This is a genomic window from Nitrosospira multiformis (genome assembly GCF_900110185.1).
Taxonomy (GTDB): domain Bacteria; phylum Pseudomonadota; class Gammaproteobacteria; order Burkholderiales; family Nitrosomonadaceae; genus Nitrosospira; species Nitrosospira multiformis_A.
The window spans coordinates 35,265-60,443 of the sequence record NZ_FOCT01000015.1 but is presented as its reverse complement, the minus strand read 5'-3'; the positions used below and the strand labels follow the sequence as shown (position 1 = coordinate 60,443).

Genomic DNA, 25,179 nt, shown 5'->3' with positions numbered 1-25,179 from the left:
GCAGAGGCACTCCTGTGTGGCAATAACCCCAGCTCATCACACCCGCTAAGTCTCACCGTCTGATTTTTCCTGCGATCCCGCAAGAGCGTGGGGCCAGAAGCGTTGCATGGCCAGGAAGGTAAATGAGGCAGACCAGGTAATCAATGACAAACCGGCAAGCCCTTCAGCAGCGGAAAGCATTCGTATCGCGCCGACAGGTACCAAATCCCCGAAACCAACCGTCGTGTAGGAGATAGATGAATAATCAAAAATGTCACCGGTTGTGATACCGGCGATTCGACCAAACCCCATCTCATGCTCCACAAACATGTAGGGCAACGGCAAAACCCCCACCTCCAGAAAATGTGCGATTAATAGTCCCATCATTACCCGCAACATGCCAATGCGTTTATGTACATGCTTGCAATGTGAGGCCAAGAAAACGTAGTGCCTCATAATGGAGCATTACATAGATCGCAACACTCATTCCGGATATGCCCAAAATCACGAGGTGGGCAGCATGTTCATTCATGGGTCACTCGTATGCCTAAATTTTTTATTATCCATGCAGGAAACATTGGACAAAGAGAACCGGTAACAGCTTGAATGTCTTTTACTCTTTAAGACTTATTTATGAAAAAACAGGAACAGGAAAACGTTGCGCCACGGCCGATCTCAAAAAGCGATGTTGCCGCGTATTTCGGGAAACCGGAGTCCGGCTTTCGTGACCGTCTCTTTGTAATTATCTTCGAAGCCGAGACTCGCGCTGGGCGATGGTTCGATTTTTCGCTCATCGCTGCCATCTTGTTAAGTGTGGTCGTGGTGATGCTCGATAGCGTTTCCGAGATTAACTACCGATATGGTGGAATCCTGAATGCTCTGGAGTGGTTTTTCACTGTTGCGTTTACGATCGAATACATAGCTCGACTGTGGTGCGTAAAACATCCCCTGAGATATGCCAGGAGTTTTTTTGGGATAGTAGATCTTCTTGCAATCCTTCCAACATATGCTGCTTTTTTCATACCGGAACTGCATGCGTTAGTCGATCTTCGCCTACTGCGATTGCTGCGAATGTTTCGTCTTCTGAAACTTACTGCGTACGTGGAGGAGTACTCGGTGCTGGGCAGCGCAATCATGGCGAGCAGGCGCAAGATCCTGATTTTCCTGTCTGTGGTAGCGATCGTGGTGATTTTGAATGGCACATTGCTTTATGTAATAGAAGGGGGTCCCAGTTCTCCGTTTAGCAGTATTCCAACATCGGTCTATTTCGCTATTACAGCGGTCACAACCGTTGGCTTTGGCGATATCACCCCTCAAACTGACCTGGGACGCGCGATCACGTCAATCACCATGCTGGTGGGGTGGAGTATCCTTGCTGTCCCAACCGGAATTATCACTTCAGAAATGACTGCGCAACGGTTCGCGGTAAAGCCACCAAACACCCGGACCTGCCCTGTGTGCCTGGCAACAGGACTGGAAGAGAACGCAAGATTTTGCGGGAATTGTGGCGCAAAGCTTCCCTTGTTCGCACGTGATTAGTAGATGTTGCTGAAGCTCCTTGCAGAACAGATGGTAGCGGTCGTGGCCTCCAAGTAATTTATTTCAGATTTTGTCCGGACCTCATTCAACAAATGCGAAGTTTAGACTTCGAACCCAGGGCAAAGAAGTCATCGTGATAAGCAGCAAAACGGGTATCTTACGTAGCGTGCTTTGCATACCCATGAACTTTTACCGGATAAACGGAATCCTTCCTGATGTAGCCTTCAGTTTTTTAGCTCAACAGGATGAGCATTGGATGAAAGAAAAGACACCCAGCACCTGTGTTATAGATTTGGAGAAAGCTCGAAGCAGACGGCAAGTCACGCGCGCACTTGAAAATATCCTTGGGAAAACCAGTAATGGAACGCGAAAATGCACAGCGATTCGAGTGCATTATATGGATGGCACCAGCGAGGTGAAGGTGATCGGCGGCAAGCCTGAAGAACAGGCAGAGGCTCTGGCCAAGCTGGAAGCAGAGGAGGCGAAGCGGAAGGCGCTGATGGAGGAGTAGGGGGATTTCGGATATCGCAAAAACACCTGCTAATCCTAAGGATGGCCGCAAGGTGGTAAGCAGCATTTGCGCACCTGGATACGCGTGACCGCCATGTGGTGCGGGTTGTCTACAAGCGGCATCCTCGATTACGTGTGACTACAACTAGGGCGGACAAGCCGGATTACTCTAATTCATTCGCCTCTTATTAGGATCGCGCGCCCTATCCAACATATTTCTAGTTGCTGCGTCCAATACTTTGGAGCAAGTCGGATTGTCTTCTTTCCCGATACAATATTTGTTGAGGAAATCAGTTTGGCTCATCTTTTCGCCGCTGACTATGATGTTGTTTGGATCGTCAACGTACGGCACTTCCCGCTCGCAAGCCAAAAAAGCTATAGCTGGGAAAAGCCACATTGCTCTAATCATTTGGTATATCCTTGGAATCCAGCACTTCGCCTCTTATTGATTTTAAGAGAATCTCTGTCTCCTAAAATACTAATCTCGGTTAATGTCCTGCTGTGGTAACGACGTATGAGTTGAATCCCCGCTAATTACGGCATCTGGCTAAGGGTCCAATAGGCATCAATGGAATGCATGACTTCAACGAATTGGCGGTAGTCGACTGGCTTCGCCATATATCCCGCCGCACCAAGGTTGAAGCTGTCTAGCTTGTCCTGTTGATCATCGGAGGTGGTCAGAACCACCACAGGAATAGCTCTAAGCCTCCCATCCTTTTTCACTGCCTGCAGGAATTCGATGCCGTTCATGATGGGCATGTTCAAATCGAGCAAAATGAGACAGGGCTTCTCACTTTTCTCATCCTGGAGGTAATTTAGCGCATCCTCGCCGTTTTCCCGGTGCACGATTTGATTTATGACATGAATTTCCTTGAGGGCACGGGTAACTCTCATCATATCCACCTGGTCGTCTTCGACGAGGAGAATGGGTTTGTTCGTGATCCTCACGGTAGTTTTCCTATACTACTTCGTCAAGGTGGGCAGCTTTAGCGCCAGGAAAAGGGAAATGAGGAAAGATGAGAAAGAGAAGGGGGAATTGTGTCTCCACTAGGTGTTTATCATACCCGCAACGGTCTCAACTAACACCTCAAATGAGACGGGTTTGGAAAGATGCGCCTGGAAACCGGCATCGAACGCTTTAGACCGATACTCAGGGCCGTTGAATGCGGTGAAGGCCAAAGCCGGGGTGTGTTTACCTTTATCGGCAGGAAGGTTTCGTACGGCCTGGATGAACTGATAGCCATCCATCTGAGGCATGCTGATATCGCTTATGATGATATCGAGTCTTTGCATTTGCACCTGCTCCAGTCCTTGCGCAGCAGTAGGAGATGCTATTACTTCGGCGCCGCATAAGCTCAGCATAAGCTCGGTTAGGGCTAGTGTATCTTCTTTATCATCAACGACTAGTACCTTGATCCCGGAAAGGGACGGGTTTTTGTTATCCATGGCAGGGTGTGACAACTAACATATTTGTCATTATTTTATCACTCATTCCTTAGCCCCTTCTGTCATTTCCCTTACATTAACAGCTTGAAACAGGTCACAATAGAAAAAGAACAAGGCTAAAAAGGAGCCAATAAAACAAAATCCCGCCGCATTGCGGCTTCTCCAAACTGGAGACCATGCCTATAGATGCCGTCAGTTCTTCTACGAGTGCAGCACCTGCACGACCTTGATGCGCCCCAATCCGGGTGACTGTTTCGTATTCTGTTCCTTTGGCTCCGTGAAGTGTCCGTCTATCCAACAGAAGCACGGATATTGTCAGCAGGGGTAGCGTGCTTTTTCGTTTCGTGAGTCTAACCCTTCTAGCGATCTGTAAGCCCCTTCGGCACGATTGCGCTTCCTCGAACATGGGGTCTTATTAACGTAAGTATGGACATCCTTCAGGCCACGTAATAATAAGATAAGTTACTGCCGTGCCTCTCTCCACGACTGATCTCCTTGCTTTGCTGGCTGCCATTCCATTGGCTGCGCTCGGTGGAGAGTGTTTTCTTAAAGGCATGCTTGGTTTGACGTTTTGGCTGCGTCTACCCAAGTTTCTGATGGCTACTTCCCTGGCAGCTTTCGCTACTTCCAGCCCGGAACTGACTGTTTCGACCATGGCTGCCCTGGAAGGCAAGCCAGAAATCGGGTTGGGAGATGCACTGGGCGGCAACGTGGTGAATATGGCCTTGATTCTGGGGCTTGCGTTGCTGTTCGGAGCGCTGCCGGTCCGTCTCTTCGAATTGCGCCGTGACTTTATCCTGGCCTTGTTCGTGCCTATTCTCACGCTGATGCTGGCATCTGACGGAATATTGTCGCACGCGGACGGCATATTATTGCTGGCGCTGTTTATAGTCTGGCTGACCTTGATTGCCAAGCAAGCAATCGGGCATCGACAAAAAACACTGTTGGCAGATACGACATACACATCTTCGGTCCGACCCATATACGCATCTCTGCTCCTTCTTGTGGGACTCGCATGCCTGCTGCTCGCCGGGTATTTTTTTATAACCGGTGCAAGCGGCATCGCCACCGCCTTCGGGGTACACGGTTACATTATCGGCGCAACCCTGGTAGCCCTCGGAACCTCTTTGCCAGAACTGGTGACAACGCTGCTTTCCCGATGGCATGGGCATGACGATGTGGGACTAGGTATCTTGCTGGGCAGTAACCTTTTCAATGGTCTGGCCATTGTCGGCGTTACTGCCATTATTCACCCTATCCACGCACCTTTCAGCAAGGTCGCGGTGGCACTGATATTCGGCACACTGGCCGTGCTGTTGATCCTGCCGCGCGACAACGTTATCTCGCGCCAGCGCGGGTTCGGCCTCCTGGCAGCTTATATCGCTTATGTGCTATTGATTCTTATGCACTAGCTGGCTGGTGTTTTCTGTTTTCTGATGCCACTCTTTGTAGGTTGAATGTCTCACTTAGACTACCTCATCTACAAAAGCAGCCAGTAGGTAAATGCCTTGGATTGTAATAGCCGTGAAAGGGCACTTTCCCCGAACCGTTAGAGCCACAAAACGGGATCCCTGGGAGCGACGGGATTTGCTTCGACAGCTTGCTCATAACTGCCGATCAAAGCCGAGGAAAAGTCACTTAGACAGTACTTTCGATTCTCTGCTGTAAAACGTCAACAAAGAAGCCGATGCTCTTGCCTTTTGGCTTGAGCATCGGCCGATTGATTTGAATGAGCGGTTAACTCCGAGTTCTGAGTGCCGTCGTCAGATCAGTATTATTCTTTCCGTCCATCTTTGGACATGAAAAACCAAAGAGCAACGGCACCTATACCTACTACGAGAATCGCCATTTCCATGATAACCCCCCTTTCAGAATTGAGATGCTAAAAAGAATATGATCAATTTGATGACCAGCTAAAATAACGCTACCGGTCCGGCCACCAACATCTTCAAACACACATTACGGACGGAAAAGCATTGTCCGTATGCTATTCGACGGGGCTCAAAATAGAAAATTCCCAACTTCTCTAAAATTCCCATAAAAAAATTGTGGATATCAATAAAACTCGAGGAACGGGCAAACGATTTCTATTTCTGTTAGCAAAAAACCACAGGCTGCGGGGTTTTTAATGCGAAGTTGTCCTGTCCACACGATCTTCTGTTTCTTCTTGACTGGCTTCAAAGCCATTTTCTATTGCGAGCGCTTCGATTAAGACAGCGGGGTTCCAGGTTTCTCTTTTGAGCAGAGCAGCTTCTTGCTCAGGAAGTGCCACACTCTTGATCAATGCAAGAAACCCAAGCTGGGACACAAGCTTCCGCAGTTATCCACAGACCTATCCACGCCAACCGGGGAAAACTTAATTTGGAAAGATACCGTGATATGGATTCATGCAGTCCTCCTAAAGTAAGCGGAGCAAGATTTAATCAAGATAGTGATGAGCTGGCGTATGAGTATACGAGCCAACCCAGTAGCTGTGGCGAACGGGTTGCCTGCAAAACGGGCAGCCTGGGAATTCACCAGGCTAAAACCAGACGGATCATTCCCCTCGCCTAGCCCCTTGAGCAGAACCGAGGCGAAGAAGAACTTGCACGGGTTTGTTCTACCAGAAGCTTAGACTCTGACCAGGCAGAGGCAGTTTGTGATGAAACGATCTTTATATAACACTATGTGTTATGATTCTGCATACGGATGAGGGATAGGATGGCCTCGTGAGGGTATTTAAGAACGCATGGTTCGAACGCTTCGCCCGTAAGCGGCGCATCCCTGATAAAGCCTTGCTTGAAGCCGTTGAACGAGCGGAGAAGGGCCAGATTGACGCTGACCTCGGTGGAGGCGTAATCAAGCAGCGGGTGGCACGGACCGGCCGAGGCAAGTCTGGAGGCTTTCGCACCATCATTCTTTATCACGCAGCAGGACGTGCCTTCTTCGTGTACGGCTTTGCCAAGAGCGAGCGCGACAACATCGAGGATGATGAGGAAGTGCTGTTCAAGAAGGCAGCGGTCCATGTCCTTGGACTGACGGATGAGCAGTTGGCTGAGTTGATCGGCAAGAACCAGTTTTCGGAGGTACATGAAAATGGCGAAGAAGTATCGAAGTGATGGGCTCGCGGCAATCCATGAGACGATGGAAGCTCTGCATGAGATTGGGGTGGTCGATAAGCAGACCATGCGCGAGTTCGACGAGTCGTGCCTTGCTCCCGTGCAGGTCATGTCACCCGAGGAAATTCGCGAGCTGCGAGAGCGCGAACACCTGTCGCAACCCGTCTTTGCCCGTTACCTGAATGTCAGCAAGAACCTGATCTCCGATTGGGAGCGGGGCATCAAGAAGCCGGGTGGTCCGGCATTGCGGTTACTGACCGTGATCAGGAAGAAGGGGATTCAGGCCATTGCGTGAGTGTCCGATGGATGGATTGGCAAGAATATGGACTGATTGATCCAGGATGCATGCGGTTTAGAGCGTCACCATCGGCCGGATCACACCCCTGATCTTTCCTGCATCCACCGGCCCGAAGTAGCGACTATCGAAGGATGCCCAGCTCACATCTGACATGAGCAGCAATTCGGACTCCTTCAGTGTGTAGTCAGAGAACGTGTACTGGGGCAGAGTCCTGCCTGCGCTGTCCGCTTCGCGCGGCGCGCTTGCCGGCAGAAGCTTGCCATTGACGGTAATCCCCTCCTCGCCCCATGTCACTACATCGCCTGCCACCGCCCACACCCGCTTCATCATGTATCCATAGCCTCCCGGGCAAAAACCCGCGCCGATGTAGCCGCGGCTGCGCGCTTCATCAAACAGCGTCGACTCGGGCGGGCAAAAGATGACGTATTCCCCCTTCCGCACCGGCACGTCGCTTAATTGGTACAGACCAATGGGAATGCTTTTTGTGACATTGACCCTCAGGCCTGCGGCATGGAACATGAACCCCAGCACCAGCAGGCCGAGTGCCGCCACTGCTGTCGTTTGGCTCACACGACCCATGATCATGATCGGCTTGGCTCTTAGCATTTCTCAAGGCAGATTAATCTGGCACGGAAAAACGTGTCGCTATCTTTCTGTTGATCTTTCCATTGGATGTGCTTTCGTCATTGTAATGTCCAAGCTACAGCCGGTCACTTGCCATCGGCGCCGGCACTTCCGCCCTCTTCTGGAAGACCGCATCCTGGAAGTAGAGCGGCTGGCGCCCATAGATCGCAGGGAATCCTGCAACGTAAATGATCATGTCGCCGGCGCGCTCGATCACGTCGCCCCCGTCTTTCACTCCCTTGACGGGACCAGGCATGCGAAGGCACTCATCCACAGTCAACAAAGAGCGCTGCACTTCCTGCAGGGTGCGCGAGGTGTGTTTATCCCCCTTCGTCACCTGCTCTTTGACAATCGTGGTTTGTCCCGTGAGCTTGGAGAGATGCTCTGCGGTCTCCACCCGGTTAGGCGGGAAGGCGTTCTGGATGTGGCAGTTGGACGTGATGGACTCGTCCTGCCCGTAGCCGGTCCTGGAGGACTTGAGCTGGTTGATATCCTGGCAGATGAGGTAGCACTTGATGCCGTAGCCCGCAAGGAACGCGAGCGACTCCTGCAGGATTTCGAGCTTTCCCAGGCTGGGGAATTCATCCAGCATCATCAGGAGCCTGTGCTTGTACACGGGCTTGGGTCGTCCTCCCTCGAACTCGATTCGATCTGCCAGCAGCCGCACGATCATGTTGAGCAGGATGCGGATCAGGGGCCGCAGCCGCGCCTTGTCGGTTGGACGCGTGACGATGTAGAGACTGACGGGATCCTCGTGGTGCATGAGGTCGCGTATCTTGAAATGGGAGTCGCTGATGTTCCCGCGCACCACAGGATCGCGGTACAGCGAAAGATAGGATTTTGCGGTGGAGAGGACCGAACCCCCCTCCTCTTCCGGCCGGTCCAGCATGTCGCGTCCGCTCGCGCTCACGATCCGGCAGTTCGGCCCGCTCGAGGGCGGCAGGAGGAACATTTCCATCCACAATTCCCCGATATCCCGATTCGGGTTCGAGAGCAGGGAATCGATATCCGACAAAGAAGGCGTTGCCCCGCCACTGCTTCTGGCTTGATAGAGCGCGTGCAGGATGAGCCCGACCAGGAGCGCCTGCGCGGACTTCTGCCAGTGGCTCTCCAGTCCCTTTCCATCCGGATCGACGATGAGTGTTGCAAGGTTCTGCACGTCGCCTACCTCGAATTCGGAATCCAGCCGGATTTCCTCCAGAGGATTCCAGTGCGCGCCCCCACTTGCCGCGGCAGGCTCGAAGCGCAACACCCTGTTGCCCGCATATTGCTTTCTCCACCCGGCGGTCAGCTCCCACAGTTCGCCTTTCAAATCGGTGATGACCGTACTCTCCCCCCAGGACAGAAGCGTGGGAACGATAAGGCCCACGCCCTTGCCTGAGCGCGTCGGCGCATAGCAGAGCACATGCTCCGGCCCGCTGTGTCGCAGGTAGTGCTGCCGCCCCCTTTTGTCCAGCCAAGCACCTACGTAGACTCCAGTGGAACGGAAGGCGGAACCATGTCCCTGCCCTCTCAATACCTCGAGCCAAGAGCGCCGGCGCGGCAGCAGTCCTGCGGCAATGATGTCCTTTTTCCCGGCCCAGCGCGCCGAGCCATGAAGATAAGAGGTGGCGGGTCCTGACAAATGGCGCTTCAAGGCTAGAAGCAGGATCAGTCCCAGGGCTGCGGTCATGGTGGCTACGCTTCCCGCCATGGAAAACTCATTCCCATAGCGGTCCGGCCACAGCTTTGCCCACTCGAGGATCTTCCAAGGTGCGTAGAGAAAGTTCTGATGGGTGCCCAGGGCGGCGTGGTACTGGAATGCGTGCGCGAAGTACTGCGTGGCCGCGGCCAGGCTTAATGCCAGTACCAGGAGAAAGAGTGCCGACATCAGGAAGGGGCGGTTTGCCGTGTCTGCCCGAATTGGCAAACCGACGCCATTGTTCGGTCCCGGTTTCATCGCCGCATTCCTTTCGTTTCACCCCCCTGAACCCGCCTGATCGAAGCGCTCTCATTGTCGAGGGCAATGGCTTCACCCCGCTTCAATCCCGACGCGCGCGCAATCACATCTGCTTCCACCGGGATCACGGCAATTTCCTCCTCGCTCATTTGTGCCAGCAGCAGGAACTGCCCATCCACCCGGCGCCAACCAGCGTAGCGCATGTTCAGGTGCGGCTTCATTTCCCCGAGGACATGCTTGGGGATATCGGGGATTTTCTGCCGCTTCGTTTCCCGCTCGGCGATATAGCGCCGTGCCGCTGCCTCGCCTGCGCTGCCGACCATAGGGACGTTGTCGGATGCCTCAGGTGCCTGGCACCGTATCTCCGCTGCGCTCGCCTCTTCCGCCCTGCCCTGCTCTTCTTTCAATCTGGCCTGCATCCCGTCAAAACGGATATCGAGCTGCAGCGCCTGGGCCGTGGAGAGGACCCGCTTCCTGAACGCCGCATCGCCCTCGATCTTGATGGATCGCCCGAAGCGCTTCACCGCCATGGCAAGCGCTATTTCCAGCCCATCCTGGCGGATAGCCTCCGAGACTTCGAGACGATTGCCGCTGTCGCGGATAGCGGATTTGCCACTCGCATAGATGAGAGTGCCCTGCTTGGTTACGCTATCGATCCTCGCGTCATCGATCCTGATTCCAGCGCGAGAGGCACAATCCTTCTTCCCCTGCGGCGCCCTGCCCTGCCCTATCTCCTCCTGTGCGCCGAGCAACGCATTGGCGCGGCCGAAGACAGTCCGCTGCCGCTTTCTCAGGACAGCTAGCGCCTGTGCGTCATTCATGGCTGCGCGCTCGGCAAGCCAGTCGAACCAGGACAGGACTCTCGCATGCGAGAATTTGTCCTCATGCACTGCCCTCTGCTGGGCATGGATGGATCCGATATCCTCGCGCAAGGCCGAGCCTGCCTGCTGGTAGAGCATGCGTTTCATGAACCGGTCGCAATCGAGCTGTTTGATCAGTCCGCGCTTGATCCTCGCTCGGTCCTTCGCCTGGGACACGAGGGAATGCTTCTGCGCGCCCAGTTCCTGACGGATTTGCGCCCGCGCGCTTCGCCTGCGCGCCTGTTCCGCCAGATAACTCTGATAGAGTGCGTCTGTGCCGGAATCGCGCGATACCGGCCGCGGCTGATACGCCCTGTCCACCTTCTCTACTTTCTGTACCTGGCCCTTCTGTCCCCGGCTCGCCTGCAGCTGCGCATCGGTTGCTTCAAACGGGCCAAAGCGCTTTTCGAGCTGCGCTTTGGAGAGGTCACGGGCAATCGAGCTTGCCTTGACCATCCGACCTTCCTGATCAGAGACTAGGAGCCCGTTGCCCCGCTCCTGAAACGCAAGTCCGTTTCTTCTCAAGCGCTCATGCAACTCCCCCCAGCTTTGCGCCTGGCGAAGATCCTCCAGGCACTCGCGCTGAATCCAGCCAAGCAGGCTTTCCACCCCTGCCAAATATTCCACGTCCAGGGCGCGATTACGGGCTCCATGAGCGATTTTTTCATGGTTGGTATGGATGAGTCCGTGCACACGCTCCAGGCGCTCGCAGACGGTCCCCAGGGCCTTGTAATCGCAATAGGGATTATGGATGGTGAGTGTCTTCGGGTGGATCTTGTTGATGGCGACATGGATGTGCAGGTTGTCGGTGTCCGTGTGCACGGCACTCACGCGCTGATGCTCGCGAAAACCCAGTGCGTTGCAGACTTCATCCTCGATGTCGCGCAAGGCCTCCGTAGAGGGAGACTCGCCAGCGGGAAAGGAGATCAGGAGGTGATAGGTCTTGTCGCTGCAGGCGCGCTGGTTTTGCAGCTGGGTGGCAAGCACCTCAAGGACAGCATCGGTGGCATTATCCTGATGGCAGTTCGTGACCCGCACTTCCCCGATGCGCACCGCTTTATCCTTTGCCTGGGTAATGTAGGCCACCAGTTCCTTGAAACTGCTGCGCCGGGCAGACTTCATCGGAATGTGCTTGGCAATCATTCCTACCCTCCCCTCCCCTTTCCTTCTATCGGGCCAGGACTTTCTGCATGATGGTGCGCATGGCTTCCTGGTTGCGCTCGATCTTGTTCAAGAGTGCGCGCAATTCCTCAGCCCGGACTTCACGCAACCGCTCGTCATTCGTGAGCCACAGTTTGAGCAATCCGCCCAGCCGCCCGAGATCGCCATTGACCCTGGCCAACTCCTCGATGCGCTGGTAGTCGAGCACGGTACGGACCTCAAAGCCTGCGCCCACGCGCAACAGGAAGGTAGACAGGCTCAGGCCTGCCGCTTTCGCGTTCTCCGCTATCTGCGTTTTTTCATCGGGAAGGCAGTACACCTTGATCGGGGTACTGCCCTTGCGTGTGGGCTCCTGCTCCTGTTCCATGCTCTCCCCTGTCGGCGGCGGCAGCCGCACCCAATCAGTTTGCCCCGCAGGGCAAGATTCCCGTTGAGCACGTCCGTGCGAATAAAGGGAAAAGTGAAGGGGGAATGGCCGCTTGCGGGTAGGCCCACTTCACATATCTTGCCCGGCTCAGTGGTAGCAACGACTTACAGTAGCAGGAAAGAAACGGTTGCGCAATCAAAAAATTCGATATATCGTAGATACACAACCGGTGTAATGAAACGTGTCTCCTAAAAATCTTTCTTATCGAATATTAGTGCGGGTAGAGAGTGCTAAGTCCACTAGGAATGCACGTAATCTTGCTGCGTTTCTCTCGCTACGCTCGGAGATCGAAACTGCGCTGAAGGATGGATGGGCATTGCGCCATATATGGGAAACCTTGCACGAAGAAGGAAAGATCGGCTTCGGCTATGGGGCGTTTTGCAGACGAGTCAACCGCTCGATAACGGTTAACAAGACGGCGTTAACACGCACTTCGAGTGCAACCAGCCACGAAACTAGGTCTGCCAAACCAGCCGTAAGGAATGGCTTCAAGTTTGATTCAACTCCTAACAAAGAGGAACTACTGTAATGCCGAAAATACACATGACCCTTCAGGGAAAAGGAGGCGTAGGTAAATCATTGGTTGCCGCAGTCGTAGCCCAATACAAAGCAAGCCGAGGCAATCTTCCGCTTTGTATAGATACGGACCCAGTCAATGCGACTTTTCACGGATACGGTAATCTTAATGTGCATCGGCTGCAAATCATGGATGGCGATGAAATCAACCCTCGCAAGTTTGACGCACTCGTTGAACTGATTGCACCTTCAAACGAGGATGCGATCATCGATAATGGGGCAAGCTCCTTCGTTCCGTTATCACACTATCTGATCAGCAACCAAGTCCCTACTCTTCTGCAGGATATGGGACACAAGCTTGTCGTTCATACAATAGTCACCGGAGGCCAGGCGCTGCTGGACACGATCAATGGTTTTGCGCAGCTCGTGACCCAGTTTCCAGATGAAACAAGTTTCGTGGTCTGGCTAAACCCTTACTGGGGGCCGATAGAGTACGCCGGCAAGAGCTTTGAGCAATTGAAAGCATGTAAGGATAATCGGCAACGTGTGTCTGCCATCGTTGAGATTCCCCAACTTAAAAAAGAAACGTATGGACGCGACTTAAGCGACATGCTTCAGGAACGGATGACGTTTGATGAGGCTTTGACTACTGCTTCTCTGCCCATTATGACCCGTCAGAGATTAAAAATAATCAGGGATGGGCTCTTTAGTCAGCTCGATCAAGTAGAGGTGCTATCGTGATCGAAAATGCGGATTCACTTGATGAGATAATCAAAGAAGTCGCCGCGAAGCATGGATTTGTACTAAGCCTCGATGACCCAGTGTTACTCGTCTACACCATACAGCAACGGCTGTTGGCCGATAGTGCCAATGGCCAACAGTTACTGTTCGATCATTTCCGGGAAGAACTGGAACAAACCTTGGATGACTGGGAAAAGGAAACTACTTCCAAACTGGACCAAGCATTAGTTCGGACCATTGCCTTTGCCAAGACTGATTTTAGAGATCAAATGAACCAAGATGTGGAAAAGATTACCGCCGTGGTAGACGCGCGGTATGCGACTATTCAGTCGCAAATCTGGGAAGAATTAAAGAAATGTCAGCACTCTAGCAATATCAGCTTAGTGGCAGCGGTTTTAACGGTGGCAGCTGCCGCCGCCGTTCTATGGAACTCCTTGGGATATGCATGACTAACGTGTCAAGCCGCGACCACGCTTCTGTACTGCCGTGGCAACAATTGCCTCGTCCTGCTCGTAGGATATGCTTTTTAATGTTCCAGGGTTAGGAGCAACCTCAAAGGCAGCACGTTCATGACGAACCACGTTCTTGTCATACTGCTGGTATACGTAATCTTTATCGGTATGAAGGATATACCCGATATACTTATGACCTTTGTCGGCATCTTTGGCCAGATAAAGATGGTAGATGCCGGGCTTTAGATCCCCTGCCTTTTGTACATTAACTGTATTCCACTCACCGTTTTGTTCGCTCTGGAGGAGCCGCTGTCCATTCATAACCAGGACACGCTGTTTCATCCCTAACCCTCTATCAACGCCACCAGCTTGACCTTATCTAGCTGACTTTCAAATTCCGTACCGTCATTCTCGTACCGTAGCCATGCCCGCCCTACTGCTGAAGGACGACGATGAAGAATCAATTGTGCCGACTTCCCCTCGTGTTCCACCTGAACAATGGTTTTACGAAGCTTTGTTGAAGCGGACTCCTTAGGTTTTTTGTGGGTCTCTTCGCTAATTTCCTCGTAAGTTTCTGCCTCCTGCTGCCCTGGAGGATGGGCTTTTTTGTCGAGAAATCTACGCAACTTTTTTACATCCTCGCGCGTAACTTCCTCCGATCTATCACGTAACCAAGCTTCTACTCTCCCGGGTTCACGTTTCCAAGCAACTAATAACTCATTAAGAGCGGTTAGATCGACACAAGCACCAGAATTGAACAGTTCCGCAATGGGATCCGGAAGATCGAGCAATGCTAGGTGCTGCGTAATGAAGGCATTGGATTTTCCGAACAAGTCAGCGATTTCGGACTTGAGTTTTCCAGCTTTGCGTTCATGGTCTATCAACACCGCCCATTCCCGAGGGGTAAAGGTTTCGGCATGGGCATTGACAATAACTTGATCAATCTTGGAGAAATCAGCGTCGATAAATGCACGGATGGTGTTCCTGCCAGCAAGCTTGGAAGCCCGGTAGCGTCTGGCTCCATCGTTGATGATATAGCGCCCCTCGCGGTCTGGATGCTTATGCACCGAAATGGGATTTTTTACTCCACGCGCACTGATCGTCTTTGCCATATCCAATAGCAGCTCTTCGCTGAATACGGTACGCGGCTGGTTCGGGTCCTCGTCGATCAAGGATAGGTCGAGTTCCATCGGCTCGGGGTGGCCGGGCGCAGGGGGCACATCATCTCTTAAAAATCGGGATAGATCAGCGTGATCCAAGCCCAAGCCGATGGAGCCAGAAGGTTTTCTCTGTGGCTTCATTACAGTCACATTCTTTTTTGTCATGTCTTAAGTCCCATATTTTCCAGTACGTACTTTGCCATAGCCTTTGTTTCCAGAGCGGCTTTGCGCGCCGCAGTAGATTTAATTTGCCAGACGGGAATGCCGGAAGCCAGTGCCTCGGCAATGCCGTCTCTAAAACCGATATTCAATGGCACCAGCAGTTCAGGATAGGCAGCTTGAAGTTCAGCGAGATTGCGTACCTGACGGGGTTTGCGCGCGTCTACTTTGCTGGGTAGCATCCCTAAAAACTTTAAGCCTGTGTTTGGCTCAATTCCCGGCACCGTTGTCCGGCGCACATTGCTGATTGTGGTCAAGAGTTTCTTGATTCCCTGGATGCTGTAGGCTTCAAGCTCGATAGGGGACAAGACATAATCTGATACATATAGAGCGCTCATCAAGCCAACACCCATTGATGGAGCCGTGTCGATGAGGCAAATATCAAACTCTTGATCTCGTATCTGTCGAATGCTTTCCCTAAACCTACTGATAGCTTCAGGGAGAGGAAGCTGCTCGAGGTTAACAAGACCGGTATCGGAGGCGATCAGCAATAGTGTTCCCTCTTCGGGTGCGATCCAGACCGGCGCGGGGTCGCCAAAGAATATATCACTTGCAACTGTTTCCCCCTTATATTGGGCGAGGGTATAAGAAGCATTAGCCTGAGTGTCTAGATCGATGACCGCGACTTTCAATCCTCGTTCGAGAAAATCGAACGCCAGATGGACCAGTGCAGCAGTTTTGCCAACGCCGCCCTTTTGGTTTGCTGCCACCAGTATCTTCATGAACTTTCCCTTTCATATGAGGAGCAAGACGACAATCAAGGTTTTCTAAATTTTAGCAGCTAAAATTCTATCTAGGCTTGTAAACTGATACAAAGTATGTGAGTGCTACAAAAAACATGAAGTGCTCTATCAGAATCCAATCCAGATACCAGCCTTTGTGCATTGAGAGAATAAACGCTCGAAATAATTGCAAAGTGACGTCTAGCGCTAAAACCCAGCGGAGCAATGGCCATATCATGACCGTAAGCGCCCAGACTAGCTGGCCAATAATGGGGGTGGATAAATCCTTAGAAACTTTGTTTTTATTCTCTACAGGTTCTGAAGCTTTATGAATTCGAACAACAATGGCCATAACTGGCTCCTCATCATTAAACGTTACTCGAGATAGGGCGATCTGCGTACGCAGCTTGCCTTTGATTTGGAATCTTTTGGAGTTACAGAAAATAGAAGATCAGTTAGCAATTAGAAGGTACACCTATATTAATACGATATATCGAACTTGTCACGATTGCTATAAGTGAGCGGACCTTCGCGATGTAGAGCAGACAGACTGAGAAGTCGATGAAGAAAAATGACGAGAGTAAACATAGGAGCTAGGAAAACCTTAAGAGATAGAGAAGGTTTATTCTTTAAGGTGGCAGGGGTTCGGCCTCTTGGGGTTTAATTCAAAGATTCTGAATAACGTGGATTTTTTCTGAATAGGGTCGGTACTTAGTGGGTTTTGGGGGTTGGGTTCTAAAAAAAGAAAATATTAAAAAAAGAAAACGTTCATAAAACTGACCCTCTGTGGATAACCCATGCACTGTTAAAGGCGTTTTATAGGAAAAACTATAGGTAAATACAGGGGAGGGGAGACCTTAAGGCTGTAAAAGCTTGTGGAGACAGGGTTTGAGAAGGATTTGATCAGAAAATTGTGAGAGTTGTTCATCACACTTTTGAGAGTTGTTCATCACGCTTTGTGAGAGTTGTTCATCACGCTCTTTTGTTGATAAGCAATGTAACTTTTTGATTACAGGTCATCCAAGGCGTGAGAGTTCTTCATCACGGATAACTTTAAATATCCACAGGGATATACCCAGGAAAGGGGAAGCGAAATAGAAATCCCTTCTTGAGAGTTCTTCATCACGATAACAAAGAGTTTTAAACGATATAAAGCCGAGTCGAATTAATGAGAGTTCTTCATCACCCTTTTGAGAGTTCTTCATCACCCTTTTGAGAGTTCTTCATCACCCTTTTGAGAGTTCTTCATCACCCTTCATGAGAGTTGTTCATCACTCAAAACAATGCTGGTTGACGAGCGATGTGCGGGGGGGACGGCAGCAGGACGATACCATTATCCTCAATCTTGACAGTTGCTCGGGGATATACGATTTGAACTGTCTTCAGTGCCTTGATGAAGGCGCGTTTGAAATCCAGGACGGCCCTTCCTGTGTCGTAGTTACTTCCGAATTGACCCATAAGAGCTTCCCAGGGAATAGGCCGAGTTCTGCGCTCTGTATAGCTCATGCGGTACGTTAGCCAGGTATAAACATCCATCGCCAAAGGGGAGCCTCGTAGTGCCTTATACGCTCGTAAATCGATGGGCACTGGCTTCGATATACATTCGTCGAAGAAAGCCCCAGATAGTCGGACTTTACTGCGCCAGGTGCCAGCCACATCCCGGGCTTGCGGTGTCCAAAGCTTAGCAGTGCCACTAGAATTCGTATCAACCGACTCCGGTGCCGCATCCAGTTTTAAATCGTCCTCGGAAAAGTCAATGCTGTCGGCGATAGTGACATTACGCAGACTGAAGCTGCGGTCTCGTAGGCCCCCTGTATACTGAGCCGTGATGAGCGATCCGAACAGACGTTTCATCTGCTCAGCAACTCGCGTGCTGGAGCCACGTTTGCCGCCACCACGCTGTAAATCCAATACATCTCTCAAGAACCAAGACAATGAGTCACCAAGCTCAATGACAGGTGACTGGGTCCGTACAGCTTCTGTTGTGACCCAGGACATGAGCAGGCGAGGGTAGATGCCGAAAGGAATACCCCCTTCATAGCCTGCAACAATCCTCAACCGAAAATCGCCGTTTTCCCGCTTGAAGACATCCGCTTTAGGATCCTTGTATGGCATGGTTGCAATTACGAGCGCACGGGCCATAAAACCGAGCGAACCCACCTTTTTCGCATCTTCGGCCTCAATTGCAAAATGGGTTTCGATAACTTCGCGTACCCAAGGAGGAACTTTGCCTTGCCGGTAATCAATATCCGCCGATGCTGGCACTACCGATTTTGCATTCTTTGCCACGTCATTTTTTGCCATTGTTGTCGTTCCCCTTGGAAATATCATCCAACCCCTGAAGCTGCATTGTAACGTCAAATAGCTTACCACCACACCTTAGTAAATTCGATAAATCGTAGATATTCATGATGTCATAATTTTCCTCAAAGAAAGAAAAGGATATTTTTAAAATACAAGTACATAAGCAGTTTAATAGTTTATTGACAGTGCTACTTAATTACTCATAAGCTACAACCGAATGCTGATATTCCTAAACAATAACAATTAATTTTTAGCAGCTAAAATGCCGATATCCTCCTTCTATCACCAAATTTTCTTTACCAATATTCTTCGCGTCCTGGATGAGCGGCGCATGACACAAGAGGAGTTGGCTGAACGATCGGGTGTGTCGACATCGTTCATTTCAGATCTTGCAAACGGAAGGGCTAACCCTTCTCTTCGAACTATGGAGGCAATTGCCGTAGCGCTGGAAACACCCTTGCCCACGCTTCTTGAGTCCACCGACTTGGATCGAGAAGCGCTGAACGAACTGGCGGGTGGGAAGGCCCTCCAGAGCCTTCCTCAAGGATACCAACGAATCTCTGCAATATTGACTGACTATCAAGCGTTCCTCGTGGAGGAATGGGATGAGGTCAATCGCAAAAGGTTACGAGAACAGGCTTCCCCAAAGAAAAAAGCGACCGTCCGCTAAATCCAAAGGTTCTACAACCCCAAATTTCCTTTTCCAATTCGTATTCCAAGGCCTTTTTCATGAAATACGATAAATAGTATTGCCATAACTCTAGATTCGTTATATCGTACCACGGCAATACGATGATAAACATCAGAATTGGAAAAGCTGATGAAACCGTCCGCGGAATTTGCCTCAATCAATAGTCGCGCTGCAGAAAAGCTCGAGCGCGATCTCGGCCCAGATTTCCTGGCCGCCCTCCACGATCCGCGCACCATCGAGCTCATGCTCAATGCCGACGGCAGGCTGTGGCAGGAACGCCTGGGCGAGTCGATGCGCTGTTTCGGCACCATGGAAGCAGGGCTGGCGCAAAGCGTCATCCGCAACGTCGCGGGCATGCACGGGCGCGAACTCACGCGCCACAGCCCCACCATCGAGTGCGAATTCCCACTGGACAATTCGCGCTTTGCCGGCCAGATTCCACCCGTAGTCCCGTCAGCCGTATTCGCCATCAGAAAGCGCGCAGTCGCAGTCTTCACGCTCGATGATTATGTAGCGGCCGGGATCATGAGCTCCGCGCAATGCGGGCGCATCAAATCAGCTGTCGCCTCCCGCTCCAACATCCTCGTCTCCGGCGGCACAGGCTCGGGCAAGACCACCCTCGTCAACGCCATCCTCAACCACCTGATCGAAATCGAACCCTTGACGCGCGTTGTCATCATCGAGGACACGGGCGAAATCCAGTGCACCGCGCACAACCATGTCCAGTACCACACCTCGGCGGAAGTGAGCATGACGAGACTCGTGCGCGCGACGCTGCGCATGCGGCCCGACCGCATCATCGTGGGGGAGGTGAGGGGGCCTGAAGCACTCGACCTGCTCATGGCCTGGAACACCGGCCACGAGGGCGGGGTAGCTACTCTGCACGCCAACAGCGCAAGAGCCGCCTTATCGAGGCTCGCACTCCTCATCAGCATGCATCCCGACTCGCCCCGGCCGATCGAGCCTCTGATCGGCGAAGCAGCACATTTGATCGTGCATATCACGCGTACTACTACTGGCCGCAGGGTCGAGGAAATCCTCGAGGTTTCAGGCTTTGAGAGCGGCCATTACTTGACCACAACTTTCAGGGAGTAAGAAATGAGAATCATTACATCTTTTTCACGTGGAACATCCTCCATCCTGGCCTTTGCTTGTCTCCTCGCCGTCTTCTTTCTTGCCGTCTCGGGCCAGGCCCATGCATCCGAGGGCATTGGCGGGACGCTCCCCTACGAGAGCTGGCTCATGAACCTGCGCAACTCGGTGACAGGCCCCGTGGCCTTCACGCTGTCCATGGTCGGCATTGTAGTGGCTGGAGGGGCACTTGTGATGGGAGGAGACTTGAGCGGCTTCTTTCGAACCCTGGTGTTCATCGTGCTGGTCCTGGCCTTCCTGGTGGGCGCGCAGAACATGATGAGCAATTTCTTCGGACGGGGTGCCGAGATCGCCGCGAATGAGGCGGTTGAATCTCCCGGAATTGCTGCTGCGAAAGCAGGGGAGGGGAGTCATGGCGCTGCGTAGGATTCCCATCCGGCGCATTGGCCACCGCCACAATCTGCTCTTAGGCGGCGACCGCGTATGCGTGGCGATGTTGGGCATCGTCTGCTCCGCCCTGGTTTTCAATGCGCAGGAACTGCGCGCAGCCATTGTCGGTGTCGCCTTCTGGGTGGTTGGACTGTATCTCCTGCGCCTGATGGCAAAGCACGATCCGAGAATGATTTTGGTGTGGTGGCGCAGCAGGAGCTACAAGGCCTATTACCCGCCGCGCGCCACGCCCTTCCGCGAGAACACCAACTCCCAGGAGTGGCACTATCGATGAATGCCACATCGCTGCTGGGCTTCATCACCCTGCTTGTTGCCGCGACCGGAACCCTGTTTCTCGCCCTCCTGTATGGTCGTCTGAGGGATGCGGAGAAGGCGCGGCGCCTGAGTCACCACCGTGACAGGCAAGCCGGCTTTGCCGATCTCCTGAATTACGCCGCTTGCGTCGACGATGGCGTCATCGTCGGCAAGAACGGCGCCTTCATGGCGGCCTGGATGTACCGGGGAGAAGATAACGCGAGTGCCAGCGAGGAGCAGCGCAATCTCGTCTCCTTCCGCATCAACCAGGCCTTAAGCAGCCTGGGAGCCGGCTGGATGATCCATGTCGATGCGGTAAGGAGACCCGCACCCCATTATCCGCAGCGTTCCCGCTCGCACTTTCCCGATCCTGTCACTGAAGCGATCGATGAAGAGCGCCGGCAGCTCTTCGAGCGGATGGGCACGATGTTCGAAGGCTACTTCGTGCTGACAGTGACCTGGTTTCCGCCGCTGCTCGTGCAGAGGAAGTTCGTGGAACTCATGTTCGACGACGAGGCCGCCCCTGCCGATCACAAGGCCCGAACCCGAAGTCTCATCGAGGACTTCAAGCGCGACTGCGCAACGATCGAGGCACGCCTGTCGGCTGCTATAACGCTTGAGCGCTTGAAGGCGAGAGGCGTGGTGAGCGAGGAGGGGCGGGAATTGAGGCATGACGATTTCCTGCGCTGGCTGCAGTATTGCGTGACCGGCCTGAGCCATCCGGTGCAGCTGCCGAACAACCCCATGTATCTCGACATGCTCCTGGGCGGCCAGGAACTGTGGCCGGGAGTGGTGCCGAGGATCGGAGCCAAGTTCCTGCGGGTGGTCGCCATCGAGGGATTCCCGATGGAATCCTGTCCCGGCATCCTCTCAGCCTTGTCTGAGCTTGCCTGCGAGTACCGCTGGTCCACGCGCTTCATCTTCATGGACCCGCATGAAGCAGTGGCCCATCTCGACAAATACCGCCGCAAGTGGCGGCAGAAGATACGCGGCTTCTTCGACCAGGTGTTCAACACCCATACCGGCATGGTGGACCAGGACGCGATGTCGATGGTGGCCGATGCCGAGGCTGCCGTTGCCGAGATCAACAGTGGCGCCGTGGCGCAGGGGTATTACACCAGTGTCGTGGTGCTGATGGATGAGAGTCGCGACGAGCTCGAAGCCCTTGCCCTGCGCCTGGAAAAGGCGATCAACGCCTTGGGCTTCACGGCCCGGATCGAAACGTTGAACACGATGGAAGCCTATCTGGGCAGCCTCCCGGGTCATGGGGTCGAGAACGTGCGCCGGCCGCTCATGAATACCATGAACCTGGCGGATCTGCTGCCCACTTCCGCTATCTGGACGGGCCAAGCGGATGCCCCTTGTCCCATGTATCCGCCGCATTCGCCAGCACTCATGCATTGCGTGACACAGGGCTCGACCGTGTTCCGGCTCAACACCCATGTGCGCGATGTCGGCCATGCGCTGGTATTCGGCCCCACCGGAGCGGGCAAATCGACACTGCTTGGCGCCCTCATCGCGCAGGCGCGCCGCTACCGCGGCATGTCGATCTTCTGCTTTGACAAGGGGATGTCGCTCTACCCGCTGTGCAGCGCCACGGGCGGCGATCACTTCACTATCGCGGCCGACACTCACACTCACACGCACTCCGATGCGCACGCAGAGGCGCATTCCGGCACGCGCTCGGCCAGTCATTCCGGCAAACAGCAGAACACAGGCCTGTCGCTATCGCTATCGTTCTGTCCCCTGCAATTCCTGGCCTCCCAGGGCGACCGCGCCTGGGCCATGGAATGGATCGATGCGCTCCTGGCATTGAACGGACTGGTCACCACACCCGCACAGAGGAACGAGATCGGGCTTGCGATCACGAGCATGCACGGGAGCGGCTCGAAGACGCTCTCCGAGTTCTACACCCTGATCCAGGACGAACCCATACGCGAGGCGCTCAAGGTCTATACGGTGGAAGGCAGCATGGGCCATTTGCTCGACGCGGAGGAAGACGGGTTGTCACTTACGGATTTCACCGTGTTCGAAATCGAGGAACTGATGAATCTGGGCGACCGCTATGCGCTGCCGGTGCTCCTGTACCTCTTTCGCCGCATCGAAAGGTCCCTCCGTGGCCAGCCTGCCATGATCGTGCTGGATGAAGCGTGGATCATGCTTGGCCACCCGGTCTTCCGCGCCAAGATCAGGGAATGGCTGAAAGTCTTGAGAAAAGCCAACTGCACGGTTCTGATGGCAACGCAAAGCCTCTCCGACGCCGCCAATTCCGGCATTCTCGATGTGATCCTGGAGTCGACCGCGACCAAGATTTTCCTGCCGAACGTGTATGCGAGAGACCAGGATACCGCGGCACTCTACCGGCGCATGGGGTTGAACGACCGGCAGATCGAGATCCTGGCAACAGCAACACCTAAACGCCAGTACTACTATGTGTCGGAGCTCGGGCGGCGGCTCTACGAGCTTGCCCTGGGGCCACTCGCCTTGGCGTTTCTTGGCAGCACCGACAAGGAATCGATTGCGGCGATCCAGGCACTGGAAGTGCTGCATGGAGAGCATTGGGTGCGCGAGTGGCTTGCCCTGCGGGGACTCGATCTGAACGACTATCTGGCGGCTTGCGTGAATGAACACGGCAGGGAGGCAATAGCGACATGAGTCTGAGTGCGGGTGCTGGGGTGATGCGGAGGATGAGAACGCTCATCTGGAGGAAAGGCCAAGGCGAGGACGAACGCCAGGCGGATGTGCTGATCGCCGACGGGAGGCGGGCAGGGGAGGAGGAGAATCCTTATCTGTCGGCGCGGCGCACCTGGAACGAGCATATGGGCGACATGGCAGCCTCGCGCAGGAACTGGCAGATGCTGGGGCTCCTGTCGCTCCTGATTGCCCTGGCAGCCGTGGGCGGCGTCATCCACATTGGCAGCCAGGCGAAATTCATCCCCTACGTGGTGGAAGTGGACAAGCTCGGCCAGACTCTGGCGGTGGCCTCCGTCGATCGCGCGCAGGAAGTGGATGCGCGCATCGTCCATGCGGCAGTCGCCGCCTTTATCCAGCAGGCGCGCATGGTCACCCCGGATGTTGCTCTGCAACGGAAGGCCATCTTCGGGGTGTACGCGATGCTCTCGCCTGAGGATCCGGCCACCGCCAAGATGAATGAATTCATGAATGGCAGGCCCGAAGCCAGTCCCTTCAGGCGCGCGGAACGCGAGATGGTGAGCACCGAGATCGTCTCGGTGATCGCCCAATCCCCCCAGACCTGGCAGGCCGACTGGACGGAGACCGTGCGTGACCGGCAGGGGATCGTGAAGAACAGTTACCGCATGAGGGCACTCGTCACGGTGTATGTGGCGGAACCGTCACCTGACATCAGCGAGGCGCAGCTGCGCAACAACCCGCTTGGCATTTATGTCAGCGATTTTGCCTGGTCGAGACAACTCTAGGAACCTCTAAGCTCCCATGAAAATTCCCTTGCAGTTTTCCCCGATGTTTTTCCCGACCAGGCTGGCAGTGGCGATCGCGGCAGGCCTGCCGCTTGTCGCGGTCACCGCGGCGATTGCCAACAATACCCTGCAGCAGCAGCAGCCGTCTGAATTGCCGTTGCCGCAGCAATCATTCCAGCCGCCCCAGCCGCCCCAGCTACCCAGGACGGCAGGCTATATCCCTGCCGGCCAGGACAAGCTGCCGGCGCCACAATCCGCTCCCGGAAACGTGCCGGCCGGCCCGCCTGCCGCCGCTTCTATATCCTCTGTGCACCCCACACCTCCCGCGCCGCCGATGCTCCCCATACCGGTTGCCTCGGTGCCGGATTTGCCAACTCCATCGGACGCCACATCCCCTCAGGCCCTGCACTTCAGCAATCCGGAGATCAAGCTGACGCCGCAGGAGCGCGCAGTCCTGGCCCTGGCCAAAAAATGGAAGGCGGGGGCCTCGACCCAAGGGGTAAAGCCCGTGATCGGAGGGGATGGCACCATCCGCTTTCTCTATGGGGCAACCCAGCCGAGCATTATCTGTGCCGTTTTGCAGGTATGCGACGTGGAGCTGCAGCCGGGCGAGCAGGTCAATTCCCTGCACCTGGGCGACACGGCCCGCTGGACGGTGGAACCGGCCGTCACCGGTTCCGGCAGGATGGAAGTCCAGCACCTCATCATCAAGCCGATGGACACGGGACTGGAGACCTCCTTGATCGTCACCACCGACCGGCGCACCTATCACCTGAGACTGCGCTCGCACCGCACGGAATTCATGCCGCGCGTGGCCTTCACCTACCCGGAAGAGGCCATGGCCAAGTGGGAGAAAATCAGGCGCGAGGAGAGGACCGCCCATGACAACCAGGTCATGCCGGGCACCGGGGAATACCTGGGAAACCTCGACTTCGATTACACGATCGAAGGGCAGGCTGCGCGATGGAAGCCGTTGCGGGTTTATAACGACGGGGTGAAGACCATCATCCAGATGCCGGGAACCCTAAGCCAGCATGAGGCCCCGATCCTGCTCGTGGTGCGCAAAGATGGGGGCTTCTTCACGGATGAGGAATCGGTGCAGGTCAACTACCGCCTGCAGAACGACCGCTTCATCGTGGACAGCATCTTCGACAAGGCGATATTGGTGGCGGGGGTGGGCTCCAGCCAGGACCGCGTCACCATCAGGCGGGGGAAGTGAG

29 protein-coding genes are annotated in these 25,179 nt (G+C 54.0%); 16 read left to right on the top strand and 13 right to left on the bottom strand.

The annotated features are described in order from the left end of the window. Window positions 1-45: 45 nt before the first annotated feature. A complete protein-coding gene (locus BMY01_RS14385; RefSeq protein WP_254772765.1) occupies window positions 46-378 on the bottom strand; it encodes an ion channel in 333 nt (110 codons plus the stop codon). Window positions 379-612: 234 nt separating this feature from the next. Here BMY01_RS14385 and BMY01_RS14380 point away from each other — a divergent pair, with 234 nt between their 5' ends. Both BMY01_RS14380 and BMY01_RS14375 read left to right on the top strand, forming a co-directional pair. Further along, a complete protein-coding gene (locus BMY01_RS14380; protein ID WP_074748774.1) occupies window positions 613-1,518 on the top strand; it encodes an ion transporter in 906 nt (301 codons plus the stop codon). Between the two features lie 256 nt (window positions 1,519-1,774). Next, entirely contained in the window at window positions 1,775-2,029 is a 255-nt protein-coding gene (locus tag BMY01_RS14375) for a hypothetical protein (protein ID WP_139176931.1), read from the top strand. 168 nt (window positions 2,030-2,197) lie between these two features. On the opposite strand, the gene BMY01_RS14370 is transcribed toward BMY01_RS14375, so the two are convergent. The 3 genes from BMY01_RS14370 to BMY01_RS14360 all read right to left on the bottom strand — a co-directional run bounded on the left by BMY01_RS14370 (window position 2,198) and on the right by BMY01_RS14360 (window position 3,474). Beyond that, window positions 2,198-2,437, bottom strand: coding sequence for a hypothetical protein (locus BMY01_RS14370; RefSeq protein ID WP_074748771.1), 240 nt, complete (start codon window positions 2,435-2,437; stop codon window positions 2,198-2,200). 125 nt (window positions 2,438-2,562) lie between these two features. Next, window positions 2,563-2,976: a response regulator gene (locus BMY01_RS14365; RefSeq protein ID WP_074748769.1), complete on the bottom strand. Its 414-nt coding sequence runs from the start codon at window positions 2,974-2,976 to the stop codon at window positions 2,563-2,565. 99 nt (window positions 2,977-3,075) lie between these two features. Continuing rightward, window positions 3,076-3,474, bottom strand: a complete 399-nt coding sequence (locus BMY01_RS14360) for a response regulator (protein WP_081353958.1) — start codon at window positions 3,472-3,474, stop codon at window positions 3,076-3,078. Window positions 3,475-3,703: 229 nt separating this feature from the next. Between BMY01_RS14360 and BMY01_RS18655 the strand changes: the two genes are divergently transcribed. The 4 genes from BMY01_RS18655 to BMY01_RS14335 all read left to right on the top strand — a co-directional run bounded on the left by BMY01_RS18655 (window position 3,704) and on the right by BMY01_RS14335 (window position 6,867). Continuing rightward, window positions 3,704-3,802, top strand: coding sequence for a GDCCVxC domain-containing (seleno)protein (locus BMY01_RS18655; RefSeq protein ID WP_439331410.1), 99 nt, complete (start codon window positions 3,704-3,706; stop codon window positions 3,800-3,802). Window positions 3,803-3,944: 142 nt separating this feature from the next. Beyond that, complete coding sequence (locus BMY01_RS14350; RefSeq protein ID WP_074748766.1) at window positions 3,945-4,886, top strand: sodium:calcium antiporter; 942 nt, start codon at window positions 3,945-3,947, stop codon at window positions 4,884-4,886. 1,296 nt (window positions 4,887-6,182) lie between these two features. After that, window positions 6,183-6,572, top strand: a complete 390-nt coding sequence (locus tag BMY01_RS14340; RefSeq protein ID WP_074748763.1) for a type II toxin-antitoxin system RelE/ParE family toxin — start codon at window positions 6,183-6,185, stop codon at window positions 6,570-6,572. Next, complete coding sequence (locus BMY01_RS14335) at window positions 6,550-6,867, top strand: helix-turn-helix domain-containing protein (protein WP_074748761.1); 318 nt, start codon at window positions 6,550-6,552, stop codon at window positions 6,865-6,867. Before BMY01_RS14340 ends, BMY01_RS14335 begins: the two co-directional genes overlap by 23 nt. Window positions 6,868-6,924: 57 nt before the next feature. Here BMY01_RS14335 and traF read toward each other — a convergent pair whose 3' ends face one another. The 4 genes from traF to traJ all read right to left on the bottom strand — a co-directional run bounded on the left by traF (window position 6,925) and on the right by traJ (window position 11,821). Next, window positions 6,925-7,476, bottom strand: coding sequence for a conjugative transfer signal peptidase TraF (gene traF, locus BMY01_RS14330; RefSeq protein ID WP_254772764.1), 552 nt, complete (start codon window positions 7,474-7,476; stop codon window positions 6,925-6,927). A gap of 94 nt (window positions 7,477-7,570) precedes the next feature. After that, window positions 7,571-9,433 carry a type IV secretory system conjugative DNA transfer family protein gene (locus BMY01_RS14325; RefSeq protein WP_074748758.1) on the bottom strand — a complete coding sequence of 621 codons (1,863 nt, stop codon included), beginning with the start codon at window positions 9,431-9,433 and terminating at the stop codon, window positions 7,571-7,573. Then, the gene (gene traI / locus BMY01_RS14320; RefSeq protein ID WP_074748756.1) at window positions 9,430-11,436 is read right to left on the bottom strand and encodes a TraI/MobA(P) family conjugative relaxase; all 2,007 of its coding nucleotides are present in this window, start codon (window positions 11,434-11,436) and stop codon (window positions 9,430-9,432) included. Before traI ends, BMY01_RS14325 begins: the two co-directional genes overlap by 4 nt. A gap of 25 nt (window positions 11,437-11,461) precedes the next feature. Further along, entirely contained in the window at window positions 11,462-11,821 is a 360-nt protein-coding gene (gene traJ, locus BMY01_RS14315) for a conjugal transfer transcriptional regulator TraJ (RefSeq protein WP_074748754.1), read from the bottom strand. A gap of 241 nt (window positions 11,822-12,062) precedes the next feature. Between traJ and BMY01_RS18845 the strand changes: the two genes are divergently transcribed. From BMY01_RS18845 to BMY01_RS14300, 3 genes are read left to right on the top strand one after another with little or no spacing between them, the layout of a single operon-like run. Beyond that, window positions 12,063-12,410: a TraK family protein gene (locus BMY01_RS18845; protein ID WP_074748752.1), complete on the top strand. Its 348-nt coding sequence runs from the start codon at window positions 12,063-12,065 to the stop codon at window positions 12,408-12,410. Further along, window positions 12,410-13,138: a nucleotide-binding protein gene (locus BMY01_RS14305; protein WP_074748750.1), complete on the top strand. Its 729-nt coding sequence runs from the start codon at window positions 12,410-12,412 to the stop codon at window positions 13,136-13,138. Before BMY01_RS18845 ends, BMY01_RS14305 begins: the two co-directional genes overlap by 1 nt. After that, window positions 13,135-13,587 carry a hypothetical protein gene (locus tag BMY01_RS14300; RefSeq protein ID WP_074748748.1) on the top strand — a complete coding sequence of 151 codons (453 nt, stop codon included), beginning with the start codon at window positions 13,135-13,137 and terminating at the stop codon, window positions 13,585-13,587. The genes BMY01_RS14305 and BMY01_RS14300 overlap by 4 nt, the downstream gene beginning before the upstream one ends. Here BMY01_RS14300 and BMY01_RS14295 read toward each other — a convergent pair whose 3' ends face one another. The 5 genes from BMY01_RS14295 to BMY01_RS14275 form a co-directional block, all read right to left on the bottom strand. Then, window positions 13,588-13,932 carry a KfrB domain-containing protein gene (locus BMY01_RS14295; RefSeq protein ID WP_074748746.1) on the bottom strand — a complete coding sequence of 115 codons (345 nt, stop codon included), beginning with the start codon at window positions 13,930-13,932 and terminating at the stop codon, window positions 13,588-13,590. It abuts the gene before it with no gap. A 2-nt stretch (window positions 13,933-13,934) separates the two neighbouring features. Then, window positions 13,935-14,915 (bottom strand): ParB/RepB/Spo0J family partition protein, encoded by a 981-nt coding sequence (locus tag BMY01_RS14290; protein WP_074748745.1) that lies wholly within the window; start codon window positions 14,913-14,915, stop codon window positions 13,935-13,937. After that, window positions 14,912-15,691 carry a ParA family protein gene (locus BMY01_RS14285; RefSeq protein WP_074748743.1) on the bottom strand — a complete coding sequence of 260 codons (780 nt, stop codon included), beginning with the start codon at window positions 15,689-15,691 and terminating at the stop codon, window positions 14,912-14,914. Before BMY01_RS14285 ends, BMY01_RS14290 begins: the two co-directional genes overlap by 4 nt. Before the next feature lie 67 nt (window positions 15,692-15,758). After that, window positions 15,759-16,043: a KleE stable inheritance protein gene (gene kleE, locus BMY01_RS14280; protein ID WP_074748741.1), complete on the bottom strand. Its 285-nt coding sequence runs from the start codon at window positions 16,041-16,043 to the stop codon at window positions 15,759-15,761. Between the two features lie 923 nt (window positions 16,044-16,966). Then, window positions 16,967-17,995: a replication protein RepA gene (locus BMY01_RS14275; protein WP_175463280.1), complete on the bottom strand. Its 1,029-nt coding sequence runs from the start codon at window positions 17,993-17,995 to the stop codon at window positions 16,967-16,969. Between the two features lie 262 nt (window positions 17,996-18,257). Between BMY01_RS14275 and BMY01_RS14270 the strand changes: the two genes are divergently transcribed. The 7 genes from BMY01_RS14270 (at window position 18,258) to trbG (ending at window position 25,178) form a co-directional block, all read left to right on the top strand. Then, window positions 18,258-18,665: a transcriptional regulator gene (locus BMY01_RS14270; RefSeq protein ID WP_074748740.1), complete on the top strand. Its 408-nt coding sequence runs from the start codon at window positions 18,258-18,260 to the stop codon at window positions 18,663-18,665. A gap of 150 nt (window positions 18,666-18,815) precedes the next feature. Continuing rightward, window positions 18,816-19,781 (top strand): P-type conjugative transfer ATPase TrbB, encoded by a 966-nt coding sequence (gene trbB, locus BMY01_RS14265; protein WP_074748738.1) that lies wholly within the window; start codon window positions 18,816-18,818, stop codon window positions 19,779-19,781. A gap of 3 nt (window positions 19,782-19,784) precedes the next feature. Continuing rightward, a complete protein-coding gene (locus BMY01_RS14260; protein WP_074748737.1) occupies window positions 19,785-20,204 on the top strand; it encodes a TrbC/VirB2 family protein in 420 nt (139 codons plus the stop codon). Beyond that, on the top strand, window positions 20,191-20,502 hold the full coding sequence (locus BMY01_RS14255; protein WP_074748735.1) for a conjugal transfer protein TrbD: 312 nt from the start codon (window positions 20,191-20,193) through the stop codon (window positions 20,500-20,502). The genes BMY01_RS14260 and BMY01_RS14255 overlap by 14 nt, the downstream gene beginning before the upstream one ends. After that, window positions 20,499-23,177 (top strand): VirB4 family type IV secretion/conjugal transfer ATPase, encoded by a 2,679-nt coding sequence (locus BMY01_RS14250; protein ID WP_074748733.1) that lies wholly within the window; start codon window positions 20,499-20,501, stop codon window positions 23,175-23,177. Before BMY01_RS14255 ends, BMY01_RS14250 begins: the two co-directional genes overlap by 4 nt. A 32-nt stretch (window positions 23,178-23,209) precedes the next feature. Continuing rightward, entirely contained in the window at window positions 23,210-23,959 is a 750-nt protein-coding gene (locus BMY01_RS14245; RefSeq protein WP_254772763.1) for a VirB8/TrbF family protein, read from the top strand. A gap of 16 nt (window positions 23,960-23,975) precedes the next feature. After that, the gene (gene trbG / locus BMY01_RS14240) at window positions 23,976-25,178 is read left to right on the top strand and encodes a P-type conjugative transfer protein TrbG (RefSeq protein ID WP_254772762.1); all 1,203 of its coding nucleotides are present in this window, start codon (window positions 23,976-23,978) and stop codon (window positions 25,176-25,178) included. Window position 25,179 lies beyond the last annotated feature (1 nt).